3 protein-coding genes are annotated in these 3,686 nt (G+C 63.0%); all 3 read left to right on the forward strand.

Going from position 1 to position 3,686, the window contains the following annotated elements:
• The first annotated feature begins 422 nt into the window (after positions 1–422).
• The 3 genes from DDD64_RS08670 to DDD64_RS08680 all read left to right on the forward strand — a co-directional run bounded on the left by DDD64_RS08670 (position 423) and on the right by DDD64_RS08680 (position 3,559).
• Positions 423–1,808: a hypothetical protein gene (locus DDD64_RS08670; RefSeq protein WP_126135962.1), complete on the forward strand. Its 1,386-nt coding sequence runs from the start codon at positions 423–425 to the stop codon at positions 1,806–1,808.
• A gap of 25 nt (positions 1,809–1,833) precedes the next feature.
• Positions 1,834–2,769: an alpha/beta fold hydrolase gene (locus DDD64_RS08675; RefSeq protein WP_126135963.1), complete on the forward strand. Its 936-nt coding sequence runs from the start codon at positions 1,834–1,836 to the stop codon at positions 2,767–2,769.
• Positions 2,770–2,881: 112 nt separating this feature from the next.
• On the forward strand, positions 2,882–3,559 hold the full coding sequence (locus DDD64_RS08680; protein ID WP_126135964.1) for a Crp/Fnr family transcriptional regulator: 678 nt from the start codon (positions 2,882–2,884) through the stop codon (positions 3,557–3,559).
• Positions 3,560–3,686 lie beyond the last annotated feature (127 nt).

Raw genomic sequence — 3,686 nt, forward strand, 5'->3', positions numbered from 1 at the left:
GTGATGGTGAGTTGTAGATCTTTTCCAGGGTGCTTCGTTCCTCGTCACTCAAGGCGAGTGGTTTAGCGGGGTGCGACATGGATCAATAATACCATCACCAGTAAGCTATTTCACGGACGGTACACTAGGCTCCGAAAGGCCAGGGGATAAATCACGGGAAGAAGTCATACTCCGAGCGTGCCGCGTTTGAGTCCCGCCCGCATCCGAGTAGCACTCCGCTGTGGATAACCCCCTACGCGAACGGATCTGTGGATAAGTACCGCCTGATTCGCGGCGCACAACCTGATTTGTCACAGCACGCCCGATTCGTCACGCCGCACCGTTTTGTGACGCGCCGCCCGGTTTATGGCACACCGCCGAAATTCTCCACATCCGCGTGATTTCTGGCATATCTTTGAGAAAGAACTATCAAGGGAGGACCCATGTCTACGCCAAATGACCCGTACAATACCGCGTCGCGCCGGCCACTGGATGATGACGATATTCTCGAGCCCATTGCCGAGGACCATCTCGCGGATCAAGAAACCGCTTACCTCCCCACCGCGCAGCCTCCCGCTCCCGCCCCCGTTTTTTCGAACGACGACGCCGCTCCCTTCCAGCCGGCTCCCCCCGCTGCGGAAGCCGCTAGCGAGTCCTCCCCTCTGAGTGATTCCGCTCCGGCAAGCACCGCCGTGAACGAACCCGAAGGCGAATCCGCGCACCAGCCCGAGCCCACGCCCGAATCCACGGACCAACCGGCTCCGGCTCAGCCCGCTCCGGAACAAGGCGAGGCTGAACAGCCAGCAGGTGCGGAACCCGCCGGTACTGCCACTCCCGCCGCCTCCCTCGGGGAAGCCACCGGGACCACCACTCCGGAAGCACTCGCACCGGAAGAATCCACCCCGGAGCCAGCCGCGCCGCGTCGTCGTTCCGTTTCTGAATCGCTGGCGGCAGGCGCTTTCGATGATGGCTACCACACGGGAACCTCCCCCGCTCCGGACCGCGAATACGCGAACCTCGCGCAGGCAGCCGGCGTAACCGCAACCGTTCCCGCAGCGCCCGCAGGCCCGGAATCCAGCGCCACCGCGGCCGTTGATCCCTACGCCACCGCCAGCACAGACCCGTACGCCTCCGGGGAAGCAACCGCAACCGCGCTCTACCCGCAGGCAGGTGAGCTCGGTGCACCCGCCGCAGAACCGGCAGCAGCGCCCGCCGCGGCGTTCGACGGCCCGGTCTTTCCGGCCGTGCGTGAGGAAAGCCTGGAAGATCAGCGCACCTGGGCAGACATCGCGGAAGTGGAGCCAATTCCCGATGCTCCGAAGGGCCGGGTCTGGACCCATATCTGGACCTCGGCGGTCACGTTGCTCCTGCTTCCGCTGACCTGGTATCTCATTTCGGATGCGGTGGCACGCCTGCACCTGGCTCGCCCCTTCGCGCTTGAAACCGGCTCGGTCAATGTGGCGGCGCTGGTGGAAATGGCCGGCGGCGTCGCCCTGCTCGTCGTTATTGCACTGCTCGCGCGGCTCTCCTCCCTGGGGGCGCAGCTGTGGGGCTGCGCTCTGGTGCTCGCCGGTTTCGTGGGGCTCGCGTTTCCCGCTGTGGCGCTGCGCGGGGTGCACTGGGTGGATTCGCTTATCGGCGGCTACAAGCCGATTACGGATAATATCGTGCACCATTTCGCCTACGATCTTGCTTTCGGCGGGTTCATCGTGCTGGGCGCGATCCTCGCGGCTATTGGCTTCGCGGCGCACGGGGCACGCTCCCTCGGTTCGCGGCGCGCCCGGGCTTTCACGGTGCGCGAATACCGCCTCCCTGAGGGCGACGAATAAAAACCGGAGCGTAACAAGGTATCGCATGAGCTCACTTCCCGCCGATAATTCCTGCGTCTGGATCCCCGGGCCGTGGGAGCATCGTCTCGTGACCGCCAACGGTGCGCAATTCCACCTGGCCTATGCAGGGAGCCACTCGACTCGCACCCCGCTGGTGCTGTTCGTGCATAGTTACCCGGAATACTGGTATGCCTGGCGCCACCAGATCGAACCCGTGGCGCAGGCCGGTTACGAAGTTGCCGCCGTCGACCTGCGCGGGGTGGGTGGAAGCGATAAAACTCCGTCGGTGCAATCCGGACCCGAACTCGCTCAGGATCTTATTTCGCTCACCGAATCCCTGGGAGCAAGCTCTGCGGTGATCGTGGCGGCCGGCTCCAATGTGGCCCTCGGGTGGGCGGCGGCGGCGATGGCCCCCGATATTATTACCGGACTCGTGACGGTGGCCAGCCCACACCCGCTCGGGCTGCGGCATTTTGGGCGTGGTATCCGCCCGCGCGGCCTGCTCGGTTTACTCACCTCGCGGCTGGGGAATCGCTCCCCGCGCGCGCTCGGGGATGTGCGCAATATGCGCCGTTTGCTCCTGGAATGGTCCGCCCCGCACAGCCACGGCGCGGCGGAGGAGTCCGAACAGTACGCCGCTGCGATGCGGCTCCCGGAAGCCGCGGCGAGCGCCGTTGAACAATTACGCTGGACCGCCACGTGGCGGCGCCGCCCCTCCGGGAAAGCCTGGCGCGATATCCTCTCCACTCCCGTGGACGCGCCTATCTGGGCGGTGCGCGGCCTGGCTGATCGCATGATTAATGAACGGGCCTGGGCGGATGACCGTTCTTTCGCCACCGGCTCCTACCGGCTCATCGCCGTGCCGGGCGCCGGGCATTTTATCCCCGAAGAGTCCCCGCGTGAATTTACGAATATCGTGCTGGATTTCCTTTCCCAGCTTGAAAGGTCCGCACGGCGCTAGGCCGCCGCTAGACATATACAGCCCAGGTATGAGACATTTTCCGTGAATAATGGCAAAATGTGACATGAGACTACTTCAGGAATATTCTGAATACATCGGAGGAAGGCTAGAGATGGATACCAGCGTTTTACGAACCGTGCCCCTTTTCAAGGACATGGATGAGGAAAGTCTCGCCGCTCTCGGCGCGATGATGAGCGACACGTCCCTTAAGCGGGGCGAGTCGCTTTTCCACGAAGGCGACCAGGGTGATCGCCTTTATATTGTTACCGACGGCAAGGTGAAGCTCAGTCACACGTCTGACGACGGGCGTGAAAACCTGCTCGCCGTGCTCGGCCCCGGGGAAATCATCGGAGAACTTTCGCTCTTTGACCTGGGGGCTCGTTCTTCCACGGTCACCGCTATCGCGCCGACGCATCTGCTTTCCCTCGCGCATCGCGATATGAAGAATTTCATCGAAGAGCACCCCGCGCTCGCCATGTCGATGCTCCGCGAAATGGCGCGTCGCCTGCGCAATACCAATGAGAATCTTGCCGACCTGGTGTTCTCCGATGTTCCCGGCCGCGTGGCGAAGGCGCTGCTCGACCTAGCCAATCGTTTCGGCGAGCGCACCCCCGAAGGCATGTACGTTGCGCACGATCTCACGCAGGAAGAACTCGCGCATCTGGTGGGAGCTTCGCGCGAAACGGTCAATAAGTCTCTCGCTGATTTCGTTTCCCGCGGGTGGATTCGGCTCGAAGGTCGCGCCGTACTGCTCCTGGAGATTGGCCGGTTGCAGCGCCGCGCCCACTAGTGCACCGTCCGCGATTTAGGTTTCCGGTTATGGGGTGGGGGTTTGTTCTAAGACTGTTCTCGCGCGTGCTATTTTCTCCAGGAGGCTATCCACGTCAGCTACCCACGTGAATGGTGTGGCGGTAAGG

The organism is Actinotignum sanguinis, assembly GCF_003957255.1.
GTDB classification, from domain to species: Bacteria; Actinomycetota; Actinomycetes; order Actinomycetales; family Actinomycetaceae; genus Actinotignum; species Actinotignum sanguinis.